The sequence below is a fragment of the Acidobacteriota bacterium genome (assembly GCA_040752915.1).
Lineage (GTDB): Bacteria > Acidobacteriota > UBA4820 > UBA4820 > DSQY01 > JBFLVU01.
Map to the genome: position 1 here is coordinate 14,180 of JBFMHB010000038.1, position 15,899 is coordinate 30,078.

Here is a 15,899-nt window from a genome sequence, read left to right on the forward strand (position 1 = left end):
CGTGGACCGCACCGACGACCCCACCTTCGAACCCAAGGTCCTCTTCCTCCAGTTCGTGGCGGCGGCGGTCTTCGTCCTCTTCGCCTCCCGGCTCTTCCTCCTCCAGGTGATGGAGGGCAGCTTCTACCGGACCCTCTCCGAGAACAACTACACCCGGACCATCGTCCTGCGGAGCCCCCGCGGGGTCATCGCGGATCGGAACGGCAAGGTCCTGTGCCGGAACCGCATCTCCTTCTCTCTCGTCCTGGACACGGCCAAGGAGGGCTCTCTGGAGCGGACCGTGGCCTCCATGAACCGGATCCTGGGCCTCTCCATGACCATGGAGGAGGTCCAGGCGGCCAGGAAGCGCAGCGCCGTTCCAAGCCTCGCCGTCCTGGCCCGGGACGTGCCCCCCGCCTGGGTCCAGAAGGTGGAGGTTCACCAGGACGAGCTCAAGATGCTCCGCATCGAGATGGAGCTGAGGCGGGAGTACCCCTACGGCTCCCTGGGCAGCCACGCCATCGGCTACGTCGGGCTCCTCTCGGAAAAAGAGGCCGAGACCCTCCGCATCCGGGAACTGGATCCCTTCATCGAAGTGGGCAAGGCGGGCGTGGAGAAGGCCGCCAACGCCCTGCTCATGGGCGAGAACGGCAAGAGGACCGCCCAGGTCAACGCCATGGGGAGGGAGGTGGAGGACCCGCGCCTGAGGCTCCCGGGGGTCGGCGTTCAGCGCGAGCCCGTCCCCGGCCGGAACATCCGCCTCAACCTCGACGTGGAACTCCAACAGATCCTGACCTCGGCCTTCGGGGAGGAGACCGGGGCCGCCGTCTTCATGAACCCCAACACGGGCGAAATCCTCGCCTGGGTCAGCGTCCCCGACTACGACCCGAACCTCTTCTCTCACACCATCTCGCCCAAGGACTGGCAGGCCCTCTCGGAGGACCCCCGGCACCCCCTCCTCAACCGCCCCATTCAGGGGGCCTACCCGGCGGGCTCCACTTTCAAACCCTTTGTGGCCCTCGTGGGGATGGAGGAGGGGCTCCTGACGCCCGGGACGACCTTCTACTGCCCCGGGGCTTGGGAGTTCGGGGGCCACGTCTTCCACTGCTGGGCCCGCGGCGGCCACGGCGGGGTGGACCCCCTGACGGCCATCCAGAACTCCTGCAACGTCTTCTTCTACCGAGCCGGGGACCGCGTGGGCATCGAGCGCATCGCCCGTTGGGGGGCCCTCTTCGGCCTCGGCCAGAAGACCGGCGTGGATCTGCCCTCCGAAATGGCGGGCACCCTTCCCTCGGACGAGTGGAAGCGGGCCCGGGGCTTGGGCCCGTGGTACCCGGGGGAGACCCTCTCGGTGAGTATCGGGCAGGGCTACCTCACGGTGACCCCCCTCCAGCTCCTCAGCTTCTATTCGACCCTCGCCACCGGCGGGAAGCGCTACCAGCCCCGGCTCCTCCAGGGAGAGCCCAGGCTCCTCAGCTCCGTGGACGTATCGGCCTCCTCCCTGGAGGTCCTCAAGGAGGGCCTCCAGCGCGTGGTCACGAGCGGGACCGGCAGGGCCTGCAACATCCCCGGGCTGGCCGTCTGCGCCAAGACCGGTACGGCCCAGGTGGTGGCGGCCAGCGCCGGCGTGGACACGAAGCTCCTCGACAAGTCCATCCGGGACCACGCCTGGTTCGCCGGCTTCGCGCCCCGTGAGAATCCCCAGGTGGCCTTCGTGATCCTCGTGGAGCACGGGGGCCACGGGGGGGACATGGGCGCCAAGATCGCGCGCCTGGGCCTCGAATACCTCTTCTTCGGCAAGAAGCCGGGCGAGGAGGCTCCCGCCGCGGAACCGTCCACCGCCCCGCCCCTGGAAGCCCGCGCGTCCGTTCGGGCGGAAGGCGCCGGGTGAGGCGGCCGCCATGAGACAGACCCTCCGCCAATCCCTCCTCTTCGGCGACCAGGTGACCCTCTTCCTCTACCTGGCCCTCCTGGCCTTCGGCACGGTCATGGTCCGCTCCGCCACCTTCGCCACGAAGTACGGCGCCCTGGGAGATCGCCAGGTGGTCTACGCCCTCCTGGCCGCCGCGGTCTTCGCCCTGGCCCTCCTCGTTCCGTACCAGATCTGGGTGGACTACGGCTACCTCCTGTACGCCGCGGCCCTCGCGGCCCTGGTCCTCGTCCTGGTCCTGGGGCGGACGGTGGCCGGGTCGAAATCGTGGCTCTATCTGGGGCCCTTCGGCTTTCAGCCCTCCGAGTTCGCCAAGGTGGCCGTGGCCCTGGCCTGCGCCAACGCCATCAAGGACCTGCCCGACAAGGCCATCGAGGGTCGCCAGGTGGCCTTTCTCTGGGGGATTATCGCCCTCCCCGCGGTCCTGACCTTCCTCCAGCCCGACTTCGGGACGGCCACGACCTTCCTCCCCCTGGCCGGCGCGGCCTTGTACTTCAGCCGCTATCCCCTCGGCCGGATCTTGAAGTGGGCCGGCATGGCGGTCCTCGCCGTCCTCCTCCTCTTCGCCCTGGGCTGGTTCACCTTCCTCAAGCCCTACCAGAAGGACCGCATCCTCACCTTCGTGAACCCCGCCCACGACCCCAAGGGGGCGGGCTACCAGGTGGCCCAGGCCCGCATCGCCGTGGGCTCCGGGGAGTTGACGGGAAAGGGCCTCCACTCGGGCACCCAGAACCGCCTCAATTTCCTTCCGGCCCCGCACACCGACTTCATCTTCGGGGTGGTGGCCGAGGAGACGGGCTTCGTGGGCAGCGTGGGCGTTCTCCTGGCTTTCCTGGCCCTCCTGGCCCGGTTCCTCTCGACGCTCCGCGTGGCCCGCGACGCCGAGGGGCGGTTTCTCGTCCTGTGCGGCTTCGCCGTGATCCTCTACCACCTCCTCGTGAACGTGGGCATGGTCCTCGGGCTCCTGCCCACCACGGGGCTCCCCCTGCCCTTCCTCTCCTACGGCGGGTCCTTCCTGATCAGCATGAGCCTCTTCGCGGGCCTGGCGGCCAACGTGCGGATGCGGAGATTCGTGCCGTGAACGGCCGGTACTCGCGTCAGGCCCTCCTTCCGTGGATCGGCGAGGTCGGGCAGGAACGGATCCAAAAAGCCACCGCCGCTGTGGTGGGCGTGGGCGCCCTCGGCTGCGCCTCCTCCGCCCTCCTGGCCAGGGCGGGCGTGGGCAGGCTGATCCTCGTGGACCGCGACCACGTGGAGGAGAGCAACCTCCAGCGCCAGGCCCTCTTCACCGAGGCCCATTGGCGCGCCCGGCTCCCCAAGGCCGTGGCCGCCGAACAGGCCTTGAGGGAAATCCGGCCCGATCTCGAGGTGGAGGCCCTTGCCGAGGACCTGGGGCCCGAGCGGGCGCGGGATCTCTTTCAGAGGGCGGCGGTGGTCCTCGACGGCACCGACAACTTCGAGACCCGCTACCTCCTCAACGATGCCGCCGTCGAGGCGGGTCGCCCCTGGATTTACGGCGGAGCCGTCTCCACCTTTGGCACCCTGCTGGCCATTCGCCCCGGCCTCACGCCGTGTCTGAGGTGCCTCTTCCCCGCTCCGCCCGCCCCGGGAAGCGCGCCCACCTGCGACACGGCGGGCGTCCTCGGCCCCGCCGCCGCCGCCGTAGGGGCCCTCCAGGCGGGGGAGGCCCTCAAGGTCCTCGCGGGCCGAGAGGACCTGTGCGCGCCAGCCTTGCGGGGCTTCGACCTCCTCGACGGCTCCTTCTCGAGCGTCCGCCCCCCGAGGGAGCCCGCCTGCCCCTGCTGTGGCGCACGCGCCTTCGACTTCCTCGAGGAGCGCGGCACGAGCCGCACCCACCGCCTCTGCGGCCGCGACGGCGTCATGGTCCTCGCCCCCCCGGGCACCCGCCTGGATTTGCCCTCCCTCGAAGCGCGCCTGCGGGCCTTCGGCCCCGTCTTCCGCAACCCCTATCTGATCCAGACGGAGTGGGAGGGCCACCCCGTCACCCTCTACGCCGACGGCCGCGCCCTCGTCCAGAAAACCCCAGACCCCGCCCGCGCCCGCGCCCTCTACGCGAGGTACCTGGGGATGTAGCGTGCAGGAGATCGGCGTCTGGCGACGCCTCCCGCAGGGCTACACCTTTGCAGGGCGGTGTCTCCCCAGCGCGACGCCTCCCACCGGGCGATGCCTCCCGCGGGGCCCTGTGGCAAGATGGGTTGGGGGGCGGAATGCGAAGGACGCGTGCGCTCGTCGCTCTCGCGGCGATCTTCTTGGCGGGGCTCGCCGTGGCGGCGGGCGCGCAAGAAACGGAAGGGAGCCGGGAGGCCGCAACAGAGCCCTCCGAGTCCGGCGGGATCTCGTGGGGCCTCGACCTGGACCTCACCTCTCGCTACCTCTGGCGCGGCCTCGCGCTCTCCCGTGGGGCCGTGGCCCAGGGGGACCTCTGGTTTTCCGCCGGAGGTTTCACGGCTTCCCTGTGGGGAAACTGGGACCCGGACCCCAACGAGGGTTCGGGGCGATTCAACGAGTGGGACGCCGCGCTGGCCTACGAGCGCGCTGCGGGCCCCGTCATCCTGAGGGTCCAGTACGTCCGCCTCTCGTATCCCGACCAGCTCGGCGTCCCCTCCACGGGCGAGGCTTCCTTCGAGGCGGAATTCGACCTGGGAGGGGGCTTCGCCCTGGGTACGCACCAGATCTGGGACGTGGAGGCCTACCCGGGATCGCACTACGGGGACCTGTTCCTCGCCAAGGGCCTCGAGGCGGGGAAGGGGGAACTCCAGGCGGCCCTTTCCTTGGGATGGGGCTCGCGCTCCTTTCACGAGGCCTACTACGAGGTGGACCACCGGGGCTTCACCGTGGGGTGCGTGACCCTCGCCTGGGAGGTGCCCCTCGGGGAGCGGTGGCTCCTTCGCCCCCACGCCGAGGCCGGCCTCCTTCTGGACCGCGCCCTGAGGGAGGCCACGGGCCGCCGCGTCGTGGCCTGCGCCGGGGTCGGCCTGAGCTGGTCCTTTTGAACGACACTGCCGGTCCGCAGGAGGGGCGCCGGCGGAGCGGATGGAATTTCGAATTTCGGAATTGGGATTTGGGAATTGGGATTTGGGGAAAAGGGACTCCGGAGGGGAACCGGAACGGAACCACCGGCGAGGGGGCGAGAATCCTACCTTCTTGGATCCGCCCCATGATCCTCGGCGTGTCTCAACCCTCCGCTGGCTCCATCAGCGGCAGGCGCACCGTGAAGGTGGCACCCGGCGGAGGGTCGTTGTTGGCGGCGGTCACGGTTCCACCGTGGGCGGATACGATCTTGTGGACGATGGCCAGCCCGAGGCCCGTACCGCCCTTCCTCCTGCTGGCGAAGGGCTGAAAGAGCTTGGGCATGAGTTCGGGAGGGACGCCGGGGCCCCGGTCGGAGATGGACAGGCAGACCGAGGGGCCTTCCCTCCAGATTCGGATTGCGAGCGGGGCTTCGGGGGGAGACAGAGCCAGCGCGTTGTGAACCAGGTTGAAGAACACCTGCTCGAGCTTCTCGGGCACGGCGCGGATCGAGAATTCTTCCTCCGGATGGGTCAGGACACAGCGACGGCAGGCGCCCGGCTCTGATTTCTCGATCCGGGCAACGGCCTGGGCGAAGATCTCGCGCACCAGGCAGGGCTTGAACTGTTCGTCAGGAATGGGGCGCCCCAGGGTCAGGAGATCGTTCATCAACTCGTTCAGCCGCCTCGTCTGGTTGGTGATGTGCTCCGTGAACTCCGCGAACTCGGGTTGTCCGGCGAGTTTCTTCTCCAGCGCGGCCGAGACGGTGGTGAGGGCGAACAGGGGGTTGCGCACCTCGTGGGCCACGCCGCCCGCGATCATCCCGATGGTCTGGAGGTTTCTCGCCTCGGCGAGCTGCTCCTGGGCCTTTTTCAGATCCTCCTCGGCCCGTCGCTTGTCCGTGATGTCCCTCGCGATGCCGAGAAAGGCGACGATCTTCCCTCCTACCCGGTAGGGCGCCGAACGGACGTCAATCAATCGCAGCGCCCCGTCCCTGGTCCGCACCTCGTATTCGGCCGCCTCGTCCACCTGCTCCCCACGGACGATCCTGGCCAGACGGCTCTCCTGCTGGGACCGAAACCTGGCGGGCAGGAGGTCCCAGATGTTCAGGGATAGAAGTTCCGCTTCCGAATAGCCGAGCCGAACGCACATTTCCTCGTTGACCGACAGCAGGCGTCCCTCGAAGTCGGCGAGGAAGATCCCGTCGGGGCTCTGCGCGACGAGGGTTCTGAAGCGCTCCTCGCTTTCCCGCAAGGCTTCTTCCGCCCTTTTGCGCTCGGTCACGTCGCGGAACACGCCGATCATCACCCGGCCCTCCGAGGTTTCGAAAACCGCCGTCGAGACCTCCACCGGGATGCGGCGCCCGTCCCGGTGCTGGACGAAGAGCCCTTCGAGAAATCGGCTCCCTCCCGAGGTCGCCTGTTGGCGGAAAACCTCACGGTACTTCGACGCCTCTTCGGGTGGGTGCAGGATCGCCTGGCTTTGCCCCACGAGGTCCTCCCTCGTCCTGCCCACCAGTTCGCACGCGGCCGAATTGGCGTCCAGCAGATTCCCCGTTTCCGGGTCCGCCAGGAAAATGGCGTCCCGCATGCACTCGAAGAGCCTCCGGTAGCGCTCCTCCGAGGCCGCGAGGGAGGCCGTGCGGTGCTCCAGCTTCTCCACGAGCCTCTGGCTGTACAGGGCGAGGAAGTCCTCCTGATGGAGTCGCTCCGGTTCCTCTGGGCGAGGACCGGATGGAAGGTCCTTCAAGACCTCATCCATTTCGGCGAGGAAGGACGCCGGGTCGGCGGGCTTTCGAATGAAGGCCCTCGCGCCCAGGGACAGCGCAAAGGTCTCGTCCTCCTGGGCCGTGTACGTTGCGGTGTAAAAGACGAAGGGGATCCCTCTCAGCGCCGGGTCTTCCTGCCACGCCCTGCAAAGCATGAAACCGTCCATCTCCGGCATGAGAATGTCGGAGACGACGACGTTCGGCGCGAGATTCCTCGCCGCTTCCAGGGCCTCGCGTCCGTTGCGCGCCAGGGTCACGTGGTGCCCCTCGTTTCGCAGGATTAGCCCGAGGAACTTGAGGTTGTCCTCGTTGTCGTCCACGATCAGGTAGCGCATGACCCTCTCCCAGGCACGACCGTGCCGGCAACCTCGGACGTCACTCCCCCGCCCCGCTCAGGAGAAACGCCTCCACCTGCCTCGCGAAGGAACTCGGGTCCAGGGGCTTCTCGATGTAGCCGGAACACCCAGATTCCAGGGAGCGCTCCCGGTCGCCCGGCATGGCGTAGGACGTGACCGCCACGATGGGGATGGAGGAACAGTGCGGGATCCGCCGCAGGGCCCGGGCCACCTGGTAGCCGTCCATCACCGGAAGCTGGATGTCCAGGAGGATGAGATCGAAGCGGTCCGCCTTGGCCGTTTCCACGCCGCTCAGGCCATCGCGGGCCGAGGTGATCTCGAGGCCGAGGGGGCTCAGGAGCATGCGCTCGAGCCTCAGATTGTCCTCGTTGTCCTCGATGATGAGAACCTTCCAGGGCCTCATGCCTCGCCTCCGCCGAATGGCATCCGCAGGGTAAAGGTGGAACCCTTCCCTCGCACGCTCTCCACGAGGATATCCCCTCCCATGAGCCTCGCCATCTTCCGGCTCAGGGTCAGGCCCAGCCCCGTCCCTTCGGCTCCGCGCGCGATTCCCGCGTCGAGCTGCTCGAACTCGCTGAAAATCCTCTCCATATCCGCCGGCAGAATGCCGATGCCGGTGTCCGACACCACGAGGTCAGTATGACCGCCGTCCGCTCCGCGCGCCAGCCTCACGGCCACCGATCCTTTCTCCGTGAACTTGACGGCGTTGGAGATGAGGTTGATGACGATCTGAGAGATCCGCCGCGGGTCGCCGGTGAAGGGGACCGGCTCCTGCGCCCCCTCCAGCGTCAGCGCAAGCCCCTTGGCGGCCGCCAGGGGCTCCATGGATTGCACGGAATCCCGGGCGACCTTCGCCAGGTCGAAGGCTTCGCTGGCCAGGCGCATCTGGCCCGCCTCGAGCTTCGAGAGATCCAGCACGTCGTTGATGAGGGCGAGGAGATGCTTGCCGTTGCGCTGGACGATCTGGAGCGCGTCGCGCTGGTCGTCGCTGATTTCGCCCACGAGACCCCCGAGGAGGGCGCCCGTGAACCCGATCACCGAATTGAGGGGGGTCCGCAGTTCGTGGGACATGGCGGCCAGGAACGCGGATTTGACCCGGTCCGCCGACTCCGCCTTGTCGAGGGCGTTGGCGAGGTGCCGGTTGGCCACCTTCAGTTCCCGGGCCCGCTTTTCCAGCGAGGCGTTCAAGGACTTGATCCGCTCCTGGGCCGCCTGAAGCTCCGCCTTCTCCGCGTGAAGAGCCTCCACCGCCTGGCTCAAGTCCCTCGTCCGCTCCTCCACCCGCCGTTCCAGCGCGGCGTTGAGGGCGATGATCTCCTGCTCCGCCCTCCGCTTTTCCGTGATGTCTGTGCCGATGCTGAACACTTCGGACACCTTGCCTTCCCGGTCCAGAACGGCCTTGTTGGTCCACGCGATCCACACCCTGGAGCCGTCCTTGCGCATGTTCTCGTTGACGTTCTGCTCAAAGGCGGAGGGGTCCCTGCAGATCCTCTCCATGAGAGGCCTCAGGTCCCGGCCCTGATCCTCCCGCTCCGGCACGATCGTGCCGACCACGTGCCTGCCGAGGAGGTCTTCCTCTCGGTAGCCGAAAAAGCGAAGGCCGAACTCGTTCATGAAGGCGATGGTTCCGTCGGGACGCCAGCGGACGATGATGCTGTTCGCGTTTTCGACCAGCTCCCTGTACTTGGATTCGCTCTGGCGGAGGGCGTCCTCGGCGCGCGCCCTCTCCGCCCGGTTGTCGATGGCCTCGTGGGCGTAGCTCAGGTTGGCCGCGAGTTCGTCCAGCAGGGAGAGCACCTCGGGGATGAACTGGCCCTCGCGCTTGGCGTACACGGCCAGGGCGCCCACCGCCTCCCCTCTCAGGAGCAGGGGGAAGGCCGCGACCGCGCGAAAGCCGTGGGCCGCCATGAAGCCGCTCCAGGGCGCGAAGCGGCTCTCCGAGAGGAGGTCCTGGTGAACGGAGCGGCGTCCGGTGCGGAGGGCCGTGCCCATGGCGCCCCGGCCCTCCGGCGTATCGTCCCAGCGGACTTCGATGGCGTCCAGGTCCCCGGGCGGGATTCCCGAGCTGGCCACCCGACGGAGGCGGGGACCCGCCGGCTCCTTCATCCCGATCCACGCCATGGCCATTTCCCCGCGCTGGACGAGGATCTCGCAGGCGCGGCTCCAGACGGCCCGGATGTCGTTCTCGCGAACGATCACCTCGCTGACCTCGTAGAGCGTCTTCAGCACGCGGTTGAGCACCTCCAGCCGGTCCTCGGCCTCCTTTCGATCGGTGACGTCGGTGGCCACCCCGTCCCACACCACCTGCCCGTCCGCCCTCGAGCGGGGCCGGGAGCGAAGGAGGAGCCATCGCGACTCCCCGTCGGCGCGCCGCATCTTCACTTCCATGTGGAAATCCGACAGGTTCCTGCGGCTGGCTTCCTCAAGCTCCTGGAATCCGGACATCTGCTCCGGCGAGATCTGCCCGAGGAGCCATCCGGCGTCGCGAAGCGCCTCCTCCGGCCTCACGCCATGGAGTCTCTCCACGCCGGCGCTCAGGTACAGGAAACGCGGCGTGCCGTCCGGGTCCTTTGTGTAATGGTAGACATAGCTGTCGGGAAGGTTGTCTCCCAACGACCGGAGGCGCTCCTCGCTCTCGCGAAGCGCCTCCTCCGCCTGGACCCGGTCGGAGATGTCCTCGACGCTCGACCAGACGTGCGGCTTGCCGTGCCGCTCCACGACGAAGCCCGAGACGCGCACGGGAACCCGCTTTCCGTCCCGGCGAAGGTATTCCTTCTCGTAGGGCCCGAAGCGGCCGGTCCGCTGGAGCGTCTCGAGCTGGGCCTCGTCCTCCTTCCACCATTCCTTGGGCGTCAGGTCTCGGATGGAGAGGGGGACCGTCTCCGCCACGGACCGCCCCACGAGGGCGGCGTAGGCCGGGTTGACCTCCACCAGACGTCCGTCCATGGTGCCCAGCGAAAGCCCGATGGAGCTCCGCTCGAAGAGTTCCCGCTCGAAACCGTGAGCCTCCCGGAGCCTGCGCCGGTCCTCCTCCATTTCCCACACCGTGGAACTCAGCACCAGGGTTGCCACGGCGATGCACGCGATGAACCCCTGCTGGAGGAGGAGGGACTCTTGGAGCGCCCCGATCGTGAAGGGCGAGGCGCCGAAAAGGATGCCCGCCGTCGCCAGGACGGCCAGGAGGAAGACGATGGCCGAGGACCGTGAGGGCCCCATGCGAAGCGCCACCAGCGCCGTCCACGGAATGAACAGGACCACCAGCGAGGGAGCGCGGAAGAAGCAGAGGTACCAGAGCGCGGCGGTCCCCGCGGCGAAGAGGATGAACTCGAGCCTGCGCCCGGAGGGTCCGATTCCCTTTCCCTTCCTGCCTGGGGCCATGAGGAGGGGTGTGACCAGGAGGGCGCCCGCGGCGTCCCCGAGCCACCAGGTCAGCACCGCCCGGCCGTAGGAAACCCAATGGCCGGTGACCGTGCTGATCGCGCTCACCCCCATCAGGGCGCTCAGGCCCGTGCAACAGACGGCGGCGAGAAAGATGAAGATCACCACGTCCTTGGATTGCAGAAAGGGATCCCGGCCCCCCGTCCACCGCTCCACAAGGAATCCGGCCGCCGTGGCTTCGACCGTGTTCCCGACGGCCGCGACGAGAGCGGCGAACAGGGCTTGCCGGACCGGGAGGCCCATCTTCATGAGGAGCCAGAGATTCACGCCCAACGAGCCGAAAAAGACGCCGGGCCAGACCCGGCTTCCCCACCGAAAAATCGCGGCCATCGCGATGCCCGTGGGCAGCCACACCGCGGTGGCGTTCGTCCCCGGATAGGCCAGGAGGAGGCCCAGGCGCGCCGCGGCCAAGTAGACCGCCGCCAGGGCAACGATCCCCCCCAAGAGCAGGAGCCCGCCGGGAGAAACCGGCGACCCCCGTTCCTTGGGCACGAGAGTTTCGCTCACCGGGACTCCTCCACCGGAAAATCCTGGATGAGAGCGATCAATGGGACCCATTGTCAAGTTAGATGTTTCTGCCCGGACATTCAAGGGTGCCCCTCTCCCCATCCAGGGCGCGACTTCTGCGAAACAGACTTTCCGTATCGCACCCGCCTGGCCACGGGGCCTTTGCATCTCCAGCGGCCCCGGGCCGGATTCTGAGCAGGAACCGCACGGGATGACGGAGGATGGAGGAAGAACCACGAGCCTGAAAGCCCGACCGCCGACCGCGTCGGGCGGAGGGGGCGGAAGGCGGAGCGGGCGGGTCCGAGGAGAAGAACGCGGCGGGGGCTCTTGAACGGTTGGATCCGGGATGTCGCATCCTGATCACGGTGAGGGCGAATCCCGAGCCGCGGGAGAATCCCTGGCCGGAGACCCTGTCCGGTGGGTCTCCAAGGACGCGCGGAGTGTGTGGCAATATGGGCTGGGAGGCCCCATGCGGATGACCCCGGTGTTCGCCTTCGCGCTCTTGGCCGGGACGATGGTCCCGCTCCTCGCCCAGGTCCCTGCGCCCGCCGTGGACTTTCTGGAGAACCCGCCCTCCATAGACGGCGCGCTCGAGCCCGCCGCCGCCGAACTTCCGGCCCGACCGTTGGCGTACGCGGTGCGGGACGACGGCGAGGCGTTGTCCCAGCCGTACGTGACGTGCCGCCTGGCCTACGGGGCGGAGTTCCTCTACGTGGCGCTCCAGGCGCCCGCTGTGTCTCTCGTCTCGCGGGACCGCGCCTACCAGAACGGGGACGGCTTCCACATGGCCCTCTGCGCGCCCCTCCCCGACGGCGGTCCTTCGCGTGAGTTCTACGTCCTGGGATTCTCCCCCGGGGCCGACGCGGCCCACTCCCGCCAGAGAGCCTTCGTCTGGTACCGGAACGTGGACCTGGCCTTCACCCCTCTCGAAGGCACGCTCCTGGCCGCCCGGGTCGCGGAGGGCACGGCCACCATCGAGCTTCTTCTGCCCTGGCGGCAGGTCTACCCTTTCCATCCCTGGCTTTCCCCGGGAATCGGCTTCAACCTGTGCTACGTGCAGGGCACCGGGGAAACAGGCAGAATCTACCATTTCGCCCTTCCCGACGACCGCCTGCAGTCCGAACAGAGCCCGCGGCGCTACGTGCCCCTCACGTTCTCGCCGCCGCGCCTCGCCTCGGGCGCTCGGGCCTTCGCGGTCCTCGACCGAAACCACTGCTTCACCGGGGAAAAGATCGCCCTTCGCTTCGCGGTCCTCACCGCGTCGGACCAGGTCCTTCCCGCGCGCACGGCGCTCCTGAGCGGCGAGGGCGAAACCCTCTCGGCATGGCGTTCCGAAATCGCTGCCCCCCGGGGGCTCACGGTCGGGTCCTCCGAGGTGGCCTGCGACGATCTCCCGCCCGGAGGCTACACCGTGCGCTGGACCTGGAGCGAGGAAGTCCCGGCCGCCGAAATGGGCCTCTCCGTTCTTTCCGGCGGGGGTTCGAGGGACCTCTCCCGTCGCCTGGAAAGGGCGCGGGGCCAAATCTCACCGGGAAGCGCCGTCACCCTGGCCCACCGCATCCAGGAAGCGGAAGCGGCCCTCGCGGCCTTGAAGCCCACCGACACGGCCGCTCCGATTCGGATTGCCCTGGCCCGGATCGAAGAGATCCTTCAGGCGGCTTCTCGCGGGGAGGACCGGATCGCATCGCAGTCGGGAGTCGTGCGGAGGGCCTACCGTTCGAAGGTGGATGGAACCCTTCAACCGTACAGCGTCTGGGTCCCTCCGAGCCTCCCGCCGGGCCGGAAGGTTCCGGTGATGGTCTTTCTGCACGGCAGCGGCGAGGACGACCGGAGCGTCTTCCGCGGAGGAAGCGGGAGGGTGCCTCCGGACTTCCTTGGTCTGGCCCCCAACGGCCGGGGAACCTCCAATTGCTACAGCGCAGACAACGCCCAGGAGGACATCCGCGAAGCCCTGGCGGATCTCCTGGCGAATTATCCCGGTGACCCGGACCGGGTTGTCCTCGCGGGATTCTCCATGGGGGGCTATGGAGTGTACCGGACCTTCCTCGAAGCCCCGGGGGCCTACCGGGCGCTGGCCGTCTTTTCGGGCTCCCCGGACCTCGCGGTACGCTTTCTCGGGCCGGGTCATCCCGACTTCCTTGCCCCGGGCGCTTTGGCTCCCTTCCGGGGCGCCCGCCTGTTCATCTTCCACGGAGGCCGCGACCGCAACTGTCCCGTGGAGCAGACACGTCGGCTCGTGGAGGGCTTGAGGGCGGCGGGAGCCGAGGTGGAGTACCACGAGGAGGCCGACAAGGGCCACGACGCGCCGGGATCCGCCACCCTGGCCGCCTTCGACGCCTGGCTCCGCCGGGTCCTCTCGTAGCGGCTTACCCCGCCGCCTCGTAGGCCGCACGGATCCAGGAGATCAGTTTCCCGTCCACTTCGGCGGCGTCGGTGAGCTTCACCTTGTAGGCGCACATCTGCCCGGCCGGAAGCTCCTGCAGGCGGCCGCCCGACTGGAGCCCCTTCGCGTTGATGCCCACCTCGACCCGGGTGTTGGTGGCGGGACCGATCATGGCGAACTGCTTCTTGCGGCGGTAACTGATGTAGGTCTTCTTCGGCGCCTCCTCGAAGGGGCCGAGCTTCCGGATCTCGGCCGCCAAACGCTCGTGAATCGGCCGGAGGGCCGCTTTGGGACCCGAGTACAGCCCATCCAGGACCTGCTCCACCGAGAGCCCCTGGGCCGCGCCGCTCCCGTCGGATTGGAGGGCCACGTGAACCAGGGTGTTCGCGTCCCCGTGCCCCATGCCCAGCGTGCTCTTGAGCAGGGAGACGAGTTCGCCGTGCTTGGACAGTCCGCTGGCCTTCACGAAGGCCGTCAACTCCGCCAGGGACTTGCCGGTGCGCTTCTCGATATTCGACAGTTGGGTGGCCAGGGCTTTCTGGACATCGGGCATGGGGGGATCTCCTTCTTCGCGCAAGGTCATCCGGAGGTTTCGGAGGACTCCAGGGGGCGGAGCCGCCGAGCCATGAATTCCCAACGCGCGGCGGGACCGTCCTATTCTCCGGCAGGACCTCCCGAGGCGCGGACGAAGGCGTCGGGCGGGCGGTGGAAAGGGGCCGGTCGCCGGACCGGGTCGTCAAAGCGGAGCGCGCCTGCGCGGTTTCCTCCGGGGGGGCGGTGGGGTATCCTTGGGTCCATGGTACGGGACGGGGCGCGGCCGGCGAAGGAGTCCATTCCCCTTTGGGCCCGCGCCCTGCTCCCACTGGGCGCGGCTTTCCTGGGGGCGGCCCGGCTCAAGGCCTTCCTTTATGAAAGGGGGCTCCTGCGCCGCTCGGTCCTGCCCGCCCCGTCGGTTTCGGTGGGCAACCTGACCTTCGGGGGCACGGGCAAGACCCCCGTCACCCTGGCCCTGGCCCGCCTCCTGCGGGAGCGCGGAGAGCGCCCGGCGGTGCTCCTTAGGGGGTACGGCCGCCGCGCGTCGGTCCCCCTGCGGGTCTTCCCGTCGAGCGACCCCGGCCAGGTCGGAGAGGAGGCCCTTCTTTACGCGCGAACCATGCCGGACCTGCCCGTGGCCGTGGCGGGACGCCGGGAGGAAGGCGCGGCGCTCCTGGCTCCCGATGCGCCCACCGTCTTTCTCCTCGACGACGCTTTCCAACACCAGCGCGTGGCGCGGGATCTGGACCTCCTCCTGGTGGACGCTTCCCGGCCGGGCGACCTGAGGACGCCTCCCGCGGGGCGCCTGAGGGAGCCCCTCTCGGCGGCCTCCCGCGCCCACCTCCTCGTGGTCACGCGCGGGGAGAAGGTCCCCGCCCCCCTCGCCCGGCTTTGGGGCTCCCGCCCGCAGGTTCGGGCGCGCTTCCGTTGGTCCCGAGAGCCCGAATCGGTTCCGGCCGGAGTGACCTGGGCCACCCTCGCCGCGAGCCAGGTCGTGGCCTTTGCGGGAATCGGCCATCCCGCCGCCTTCTTCGAACAGGCCCGGAACCGCGGCCTGGACCTGGCGGCGGCCCTCCCCTTCCCCGACCACGCCGCACCCACCCCCCAGCGGAGAGCGGCCCTCCTCGAGGCGGTCCGCGGGTCAAACGCCGGGGCGGTTCTCACGACCGAAAAGGACGCCGTCAAGTGGGCCCCGGCCTGGACCGGCGGCCCGCCCCTCGTCTGGCCGAGGCTCGAGGTGGAGTTCGACGACCCTCAGGGGCGCCTGGGGGCCCTGCTGGAGGAGGCCCTGGCCCGGAGGCGCTCGTGACGCCCGACCCGCCTGCCGCCGCGCCGCCAGTCCGCCGCGTTCAGGTGGCCCTTCCCGTGCCGCCCCGGAAGGTCTTCACCTACGGCCTGCCGGAGGGCCTGCCCGAGGCCCCCCCGGGCGCGCGCGTGCGGGTTCCCTTCTCGGGAAGGACCCTCGTGGGCTGGGTCGTGGCGGAGGGCGGCGACCCCGTTCCCGGCCCCCTGAAGCCGGTGCAGGAGGTCCTGGACCGGACGCCCCTCCTTCCCCCGGACCTCCTGGCCTTCACCCGGTGGGTGGCCGATTACTACCTCGTCTCCTGGGGATCGGTCCTGCGGTGCGCCTATCCCTCGGCCCTCGACCCCTCCCCGCGGGCGCGTTACCGCCTGGGGGCGCCCCCCGATCCCCCGCCTCCCGCCCTGGCGCCCCTCTTCGCCCTGCTCGCCGAAGGCCCGCTATCGGCGGCCCGCCTGCTGGAGCGCCTCGGGGCCGACTCCCTGCCGGATCTGTGGGAGGCCGTGGGCGAGGGGTGGGTCCTCGAGGAGACCCTCTGGAAGGCTCGACGCTCCTATGCCCGGAGGGACCGCGTCGCCCTCCTCCTCCCGCCCGACGAGGCCGCCGCCCGCGCCGGGGACCGAAGCCTTCCCCCGCCCCTGAGGAAGGCCCTCAAGGCCCTCCTCGCCTTCCAG

The 15,899-nt window shown here is 69.1% G+C and carries 11 protein-coding genes; 7 read left to right on the plus strand and 4 right to left on the minus strand.

All coding sequences use genetic code 11. The features are described from left to right. The first annotated feature begins 1 nt into the window (after nt 1). From mrdA to AB1824_08515, 4 genes are all read left to right on the plus strand, one after another. The gene (gene mrdA / locus AB1824_08500) at nt 2–1,870 is read left to right on the plus strand and encodes a penicillin-binding protein 2 (GenBank protein ID MEW5765006.1); all 1,869 of its coding nucleotides are present in this window, start codon (nt 2–4) and stop codon (nt 1,868–1,870) included. Between the two features lie 10 nt (nt 1,871–1,880). Beyond that, nucleotides 1,881–2,990 carry a rod shape-determining protein RodA gene (rodA, locus tag AB1824_08505; protein ID MEW5765007.1) on the plus strand — a complete coding sequence of 370 codons (1,110 nt, stop codon included), beginning with the start codon at nt 1,881–1,883 and terminating at the stop codon, nt 2,988–2,990. After that, nucleotides 2,987–4,003, plus strand: coding sequence for a ThiF family adenylyltransferase (locus AB1824_08510; protein MEW5765008.1), 1,017 nt, complete (start codon nt 2,987–2,989; stop codon nt 4,001–4,003). Before rodA ends, AB1824_08510 begins: the two co-directional genes overlap by 4 nt. 134 nt (nt 4,004–4,137) lie before the next feature. After that, nucleotides 4,138–4,923, plus strand: coding sequence for a hypothetical protein (locus AB1824_08515; protein ID MEW5765009.1), 786 nt, complete (start codon nt 4,138–4,140; stop codon nt 4,921–4,923). 181 nt (nt 4,924–5,104) lie between these two features. Here AB1824_08515 and AB1824_08520 read toward each other — a convergent pair whose 3' ends face one another. The 3 genes from AB1824_08520 to AB1824_08530 are packed head-to-tail and all read right to left on the minus strand — an operon-like array spanning nt 5,105 to nt 11,008. Beyond that, entirely contained in the window at nt 5,105–7,042 is a 1,938-nt protein-coding gene (locus AB1824_08520; GenBank protein MEW5765010.1) for a PAS domain S-box protein, read from the minus strand. A gap of 40 nt (nt 7,043–7,082) precedes the next feature. Then, a complete protein-coding gene (locus tag AB1824_08525) occupies nt 7,083–7,466 on the minus strand; it encodes a response regulator (protein ID MEW5765011.1) in 384 nt (127 codons plus the stop codon). Next, nucleotides 7,463–11,008 (minus strand): PAS domain S-box protein, encoded by a 3,546-nt coding sequence (locus AB1824_08530; GenBank protein MEW5765012.1) that lies wholly within the window; start codon nt 11,006–11,008, stop codon nt 7,463–7,465. The genes AB1824_08525 and AB1824_08530 overlap by 4 nt, the downstream gene beginning before the upstream one ends. A 469-nt stretch (nt 11,009–11,477) precedes the next feature. Between AB1824_08530 and AB1824_08535 the strand changes: the two genes are divergently transcribed. Beyond that, nucleotides 11,478–13,370: an alpha/beta hydrolase-fold protein gene (locus AB1824_08535; GenBank protein ID MEW5765013.1), complete on the plus strand. Its 1,893-nt coding sequence runs from the start codon at nt 11,478–11,480 to the stop codon at nt 13,368–13,370. 4 nt (nt 13,371–13,374) lie between these two features. On the opposite strand, the gene AB1824_08540 is transcribed toward AB1824_08535, so the two are convergent. Continuing rightward, nucleotides 13,375–13,944 carry a DUF5655 domain-containing protein gene (locus AB1824_08540; protein MEW5765014.1) on the minus strand — a complete coding sequence of 190 codons (570 nt, stop codon included), beginning with the start codon at nt 13,942–13,944 and terminating at the stop codon, nt 13,375–13,377. 243 nt (nt 13,945–14,187) lie between these two features. Here AB1824_08540 and lpxK point away from each other — a divergent pair, with 243 nt between their 5' ends. Both lpxK and AB1824_08550 read left to right on the plus strand, forming a co-directional pair. Next, a complete protein-coding gene (gene lpxK / locus AB1824_08545) occupies nt 14,188–15,234 on the plus strand; it encodes a tetraacyldisaccharide 4'-kinase (GenBank protein ID MEW5765015.1) in 1,047 nt (348 codons plus the stop codon). Continuing rightward, nucleotides 15,231–15,899 (plus strand): hypothetical protein (locus tag AB1824_08550; protein ID MEW5765016.1); only part of this gene is annotated, 669 nt, incomplete at its 3' end. The genes lpxK and AB1824_08550, both read left to right, overlap by 4 nt.